The following is a 5645-nucleotide window of genomic DNA, read 5'->3' as shown; positions in this document are numbered from 1 at the left end:
CCCTTATCACCTTTATCACCTTTATCACCTTTATCACCTTTATCACCTTTATCACCTTTGTCGCCTTTTTCGCCTTTTTCGCCTTTTTCGCCTTTAGGACCCGCAACTCCTGCATCCCCCGTTGTATTTTTCACATTGGAGCCTACAAAAATAAAGTCACCTTTAGTATCAGTACGTTTTTCTGCATATAAACCATCCCCAAAATCCATACGTAAGCCATTAGCAAGGAAGTTTTCAACAACTGTACTACCAATTGCTGGAGATGTGGTTGCGCCTGCAGGTGCTTTCGCACCACCGCTGTAGAAAGATACTCGAGGAATAAAACTAAAGAGTTGTGAACCATTGATTGCATCGGTACTGTCCGCTGAAATTAAGCCTGGCGCAACGTGTTGGATTCGGCGAGTTTGTGTTCCATTACCTACGCTAAATACACCTACAACATTTTTGCCACCTGCAAAATTAAATGTGTGGTTATCAATTTCCATAGAATTGTAAGTCTTATCAGCACCCTTTGTATAAGGATTTGGTGTGGTTAAAGTAGCAACGGTGGTTGCATTACTGCCTATTGCCACACTATTCGCGGCATTTGCCTCAGCCTTATAACCCAAAGCAAAAGCATTATCTGCTAAAGCTTGGCTTTCATTTCCAAGTGCTGCTGCATTGGCTTTCTTGGCTTTAGATTTTTTACCTATAGCAATTGCATTACTGACTTCTAATACATCATTTTCAGAATTGGCTTCTTCACCAATAGAAATATTTTCCTTGCCTTTGAGTTTATTACCTGATTTTTTACCAAGCGCAATGTTGTTATTGCCTTCAACATCTTTTCCGGCCTCTTCACCGCCAGCAAAGTTGCTATCGCCAGTAACTTTCTGACCTGCAGATTTACCCATAGCAACATTGTTATTACCTGTAACTTCATTTCCAGCTTCATGACCTGCCGCATAGTTACTGCTACCTGTTACTTTTTTACCCGCTTCGGCACCTACTACAAAGTTATTGCTGCCCGTTACTTTATTGCCGCTTTCATGACCCAAGGATGTATTGAAGTTTCCTGTTACTTCTTTTCCTGATCCTTTACCTAAAACAACGTTGCTTTCACCTTTAATCCAACTACCAGAATTGACGCCAGCCGCAAAGTTATCTTGACCAACAATCCAGCTTCCCGCACTAAATCCAAAAGCGATATTGTGCTCTGCACCATCTACAGTACCAGCATCTGTTGTACTAGATATATTGCCATTAGTATCATAGGTATTAGTCCAATTATGACCGACATAATTCCCTGCATTTTCAGCAAAGGCAAGGTTGAAGTTACCAGCCACATTGCTACCTGCAGCCTTGCCAAAGGCCATATTGTTGGAACCCACGGATTGCCCGTAGACACCAGCCGCATTTTTGTGGCCATCAACATTTTGTCCAGCATTTAAACCCAATGCTAAGTTATACACGCCTTTTACATTTTGACCTGCGTTTTGACCTAAAGCTATATTACGGCTACCTGATGTATTTTGACCAGCATCTTGACCATAGGCAAAGTTATGATTACCTGTAACACCTGTTCCTGCATGATGACCTAAAGCAAAGTTGTCATTACCCTTTACGTTTTCTCCTGCGTGGAAACCAAAATTGACATTACGGCTACCGTAATTGTTATATCCAGAATTTTGACCAAAATTGAAGTTATAGCTACCCCAGCTGACAGCATCACTAGAATAAGAATCTTGACCGAAAGAAAAGTTATAGTTGCCTGACGCTCGGCGAGCTGCACTTTCACCAAAGGCATATACATATTCTCCACCTGCATTCCAGCCAGCCGCTTCCCCAAAGATAAATTTATATTTGCTAACTCCCCACATGCCTTCTCCAGCATGTTCACCTACGAGTAAAAGATATTTAGCATTGCCCGTACCATTACCAGCATCATGACCTGCGCTCTCACCAATAACCAAACTATAGGAGCCGCCAAATCCTTTATTCCCAGTTGTATTCATAATATTATTGCGGGCGTTTGAGTATAAATTAGTACCATCACCAGCGATAATATTATTACCATTATTGCCACCATAGGTAGGTGGTGTTCCTGCAATAACATCATCAGAAACCGCCCCAAACGAATAAGTGGACCACAAAGCCAAAGCAATTAGAGAATAAGAAAAAGAAGTTTTTGTATTCATAATAAAAAATCGTATAAAAGAAGAATTTCTTACGACAGAAGAAAATTGACTAGATCGAACAGATAGAGCCTTATCCTTTCTGTCACCAAATAACAGGAAAAGAGAAGTACTACATTGAATGTTAGTGAGAGATTAGGATTTTAATTTTTCGATGTGTAACTATGTTACACATCCCCCTGTAGTACTACAGGGCGTTTACACGCCCTGATTATTCTCTTTGTTGCTCATTATTTCCAAGAATATTTCACACCCACGGTGCCTTGGTAACCTTTATGACTGTTGTTATTGAATGATTTTTCATAGCGAGCATCAGCATAAAGGTAAGTGTTTTCACTTAAGGAGAATTGAGAACCCAAGCCTAATTCCCACCAAGTGCGGTCAAATTTCTCGGTTAATTTGTCACGACCAATTAATGCATTGCCCGTTGCTTTAAAATCGTGCCAAATATTACCGATGAAATAATAGGTGCGAGTGCGTTGTTTATCATTTGGTTTGTTATATGCCAAACGGAAACCGACACGGCCGCGCAAACCGTAACCTTTTTGCGAAACGGCACGAGTGCCGTCGTTAAAGTTGCCCAAGCGCAAGTATTGAGCAATCAGTTGTGCTTGCGGCTCTAAAATCCAACTATCCCCGTTGTTGGTTTTATCTTTACCTAATGCGTAAGGGCGACCAGTTTCCACTGAAAGGGCTGCACCCCAGCCGTGATTTTTCGCTTGTGTGCCATCAACAGATGAATAGCGGTTATTTAACCAAGAGAGTTGTCCCACCCAGTCAATGTAAGTGCCATTTTCATTGTAACGTGTGTCAGTTACACCAAGATTAAGTGCGGTAGTTTTTACGCGAGAAGTTAATTTATCTGCAATCACGACACCATTTTTCGCACGGTATTCATCATAGAATTTGCTGTGAGAACGTAACGCGCCGAAATACAAGCCAGTAAAACGACGAGTGAGTTTGCCCTCATCATCTTGTTTGGTTTTAACATCAAAATCGTGCCCAACTTGGAAACCGTACATATTGGTTTTTAAACCAAAACGTTCTTTTCCATCGAGTTTGAGGTGTTTGCCAATCACACGACCCCAAGATTGTTTTTCCACATCTTGCCAATAACTGCCTTGTTTATCCCAAGAAAGGGTTTGGTTTTCGCCACGGCGTTGATGAAGCGTATCCAACATTGTGTAGCCTAATTCCAAGTTTTGGCGAGGAACAAGCGTATAAGCCGGTGCGCTTGGCGTGATGATATTGTTTTGATTGGTGGTCGTTACTGTCCAAAAGTATTCGGTAACATTGGTAGTATTATCTTTGCGAGACGCTAATTGCACTTCCCCTGCACCAGTGGTTTTTGCTGTACCTGTAAATGTATCACGTATTGTGTAAGTATGATCTGGGTCTTCAGCATTAAGTATTCCTGTTTCTGAACCTTGATCTTGTCCCAAGACCTTAATAACAGCGACACTGCGTTTATAGCGATCAGCAAGTTCCCCGATAGTACCATCAATAATATTTTCTTTCCTATCTTTACTTACTGAAATTACAGTTGTTTTTCCTGATGCACTGCCTGTGATTTCAAGTAAATCAGATTGAGAATTTCCTCCTTGGTCATCGCCCGGAGAGTTCCATTCCGTATTGACTTTTAGCACACCGTCTTTACCAACATAATTCCCTTCAATGGTAAGTTTGTCTGCATAGGATTGATTGGCGAGAGTGATGATACCTCCGTTGGTTAGAGTGCCACTTTTACCAGTTTTTGATAATACTTTTATAAAGTATTCACTAGCAGAGTTGCTGGCAGCATCCAATATACCACCATTACTAAGAGTAACTGATGTTGCAGTAGAACGTTGCTTGTCTGAATCTAAATCGTCTTTTTTCTTCAATGTCCAAACGGCTTTATTGTCCACATTCATTGTTAAGGTTGAACCAATATCTTGATGAACTAAACCTGTTAATTGTGCGCCATCGCTAAAGGTGGCGGTAAGTTCTGAAGTCGCTTCCGCAGTATTTGTTGCGGTATTAACTTCATCTGATTTAGCATAGACTGCCCAGCCTTTTGATGCAGCGGTGGCGGTGGATTGGTTGCCTGAAAGTTTGAATGTTGCATTAGATACGTTAAAAGCTCCCCAATTAAAACGACTTTTTAATACACCTTCTTTGCCCAATTGTTTAGCTCCCCAAAGAAGTTGTCCCTCTTTTTTGAAACGGGCATTAGCAAGAATAAGGCTATCCGTTGCCGAAGTAGTAGATAATGTGGTATTAACTAAGCTAACCTGATTGTTTTTATTATCTTTACCTCTCGCAAGCATTTCGTAAAAAGTCAAAAAAAATTTTTTTACTTCTCCAAGATTCTCATAATCAATAGTATCGAAAACTAAAGCATTTGTACTGGCTCGAATTTCAGAAGCTTCAGTATTATTTTTACCTGTAATAGTGAATTTTGAGCCTTCATCAAATAAACGTACTGCACCTGAACCGCGATAAGTTTTTCCTTTCGCAAGAGTTGTTCCATTGGTTTCGGTAGTGTCTACGGTTAATTTTCCATTGGCTTCTACGGTTGCATTTTTACCCGCATCTCCGTTGCCGGGTTTCCCGATTTTAATACCTGCAGAGTTAATACCATTTGCTGTGACACTGATATTTGTATCTCCGTCTAAAGTAGCCTTAGCATTATTACCTGACACGTAAAGCCCCACCATATAATCTGCGACTTTATTTGCACTTACATCAGAAACTTTAATATCTACTTTTCCTGTAGAATGAAATTCTGGTGTTGAACCTGTTGAACGATATACTCTAATACCAGAATATTGATAGCCAGTTTCAAATTTTCCGCCAGAAATAGGAACTCCAGTATAATTCCCTCTTACAGTATCTGCAGTATTATTTACTGTAATATTTGCGTTTTCTACATTAACACGAGCATTACCCTTACTATCTCCACCTGCCCAGTCATACCCTACAGCAAGTCCATAAGCTGCATCAGAATCAGAAGAGTTAGGTGTGTCTTTTTTTCTGTTGGATTTAGTAACATCAATATTAAGATTTTTAATATTGGCAGTTGAATTGCCACGAACAATCATTCCTTTAGGGCGGTTGTTTGTTGCCTTGTCATCGGGGGTAACCTTAAGATTGAGTGTCTCTGCATTAAGATTTGCACTTATAACATTTATTGGGATAACTTCATCGCCATTTTTAGCTGTTACATTTAACGTTTCAGTGCCTGTGATAGTGAGCGTAGCACTATTTTCTACCTTTACTCCTGTATCAGTGAGTGATTCGTCACTGCCGTCAACAGCTTGAGAGCTTGTAACTTCACGGGGTAAATCTGCATAGGCTGGAGTTGTACTAAGTGAATAATAGGTAGTAGAAAGGGCAGAAGAGACTAGAATACTAAGAAGTTTTTTTTTACAATTTTGCTTGCTTGCTTGCTTGCTTGCTTGCTTGCTTGCTTGCTTGCTTGCTTGCTTG

At 40.4% G+C, this 5645-nt stretch carries 1 protein-coding gene and 1 pseudogene; both read right to left on the bottom strand.

Features of this window, described 5'->3' with window-relative positions:
• Positions 1 to 2177 (bottom strand): annotated as a pseudogene (locus ABW51_RS09265) (hypothetical protein); the annotation flags it as partial.
• A gap of 227 nt (positions 2178 to 2404) precedes the next feature.
• Positions 2405 to 5645 (bottom strand): autotransporter family protein (locus tag ABW51_RS09260; protein WP_331436991.1); only part of this gene is annotated, 3241 nt, incomplete at its 5' end.

It is taken from the genome of Haemophilus sp. C1 (genome assembly GCF_001276515.1).
In the GTDB taxonomy this organism is placed as follows: domain Bacteria; phylum Pseudomonadota; class Gammaproteobacteria; order Enterobacterales; family Pasteurellaceae; genus Haemophilus.
Note: the sequence above shows the minus strand (reverse complement) of the source record. Positions and strands in the feature narration are given on the sequence as shown.